This window comes from Mesorhizobium sp. M0678 (assembly GCF_040320505.1).
In the GTDB taxonomy this organism is placed as follows: Bacteria; Pseudomonadota; Alphaproteobacteria; order Rhizobiales; family Rhizobiaceae; genus Mesorhizobium.
In genome coordinates, this window is the sequence record NZ_JAMYPT010000080.1 from 1 (window position 1) to 1,023 (window position 1,023).

The 1,023-nt window shown below is 65.9% G+C and carries 1 protein-coding gene; it reads left to right on the plus strand.

Annotated elements, in window-relative coordinates:
• Window positions 1-37 precede the first annotated feature (37 nt).
• Window positions 38-1,023: site-specific integrase (locus NKI29_RS33355; RefSeq protein WP_352798698.1), on the plus strand; the 986-nt coding region annotated here is incomplete at its 3' end.

Below are 1,023 nucleotides of genomic sequence, written 5' to 3' on the forward strand. Positions count from 1 at the left end.
TCGGCAAAGACTTCTCCCAAACGGATATCGAAGCGGCATGAGCATGGCTGGCGACGCGCAACGATCATCCGCTGCTTCCGGCGATGACGACATGCCCGACATCGTCGATATCGTCATGCAGATGGGCGATGCCGACCTAGCCTCGTCCCCTCCCCTTCCAGCCATTGCCAATCCCAGCCTGCCTGCGCATCTTGAGGCGCTCGCCGGCCGCGCGCGCGATTATATCGAGGCGGCGAGTTCGGCCAACACGCGCCGCGCCTACGCAGCCGACTGGAAGCACTTTTCGAGCTGGTGCCGGCGCCAAGGCATCGAGATGTTCCCGCCCGATCCTCAGGTCGTCGGGCTCTACATCGCCGCCTGCGCGTCAGGCACGGCCACTGGCCACAAAAAGCCCAACACCGTTTCAACCATTGAGCGCCGGCTTTCGTCGCTCTCCTGGAATTTTGCCCAGCGCGGTCAGCCGCTCGACCGCAAGGACCGGCATATCGCCACGGTCATGGCTGGCGTTCGCAACACCCACGCCTCCCCTCCCCGGCAGAAGGAAGCGATCCTGCCTGAGGATCTGATCGCCATGCTCGAGACCCTCGACCGCGGCACGCTGCGTGGTCTGCGCGACCGCGCCATGCTGCTTTTGGGTTTTGCCGGCGGCCTTCGCCGATCCGAAATCGTCGGCCTCGACGCCGGCAGGGATCAGACCGACGACGGACGCGGCTGGGCCGAGATTTTTCCCGAGAAGGGTCTGCTTGTCACATTGCGCGGCAAAACCGGCTGGCGCGAGGTCGAAATCGGCCGCGGCTCCTCCGACGCCACCTGCCCGGTGGCCGCTCTGCAGACCTGGCTAAGACTGGCGCACATTGCGCACGGACCTCTGTTCCGGCGCGTTGCTGGTCAAGGCAGAGCCGTCGGTGCCGATCGCTTGAACGACCAGGAGGTCGCACGCCTGGTCAAGCGCACGGCGCTCGCCGCCGGCGTGCGCGGCGATCTGTCGGAGGGCGAACGGGCCAAGAAATTCGCCGGCCACTC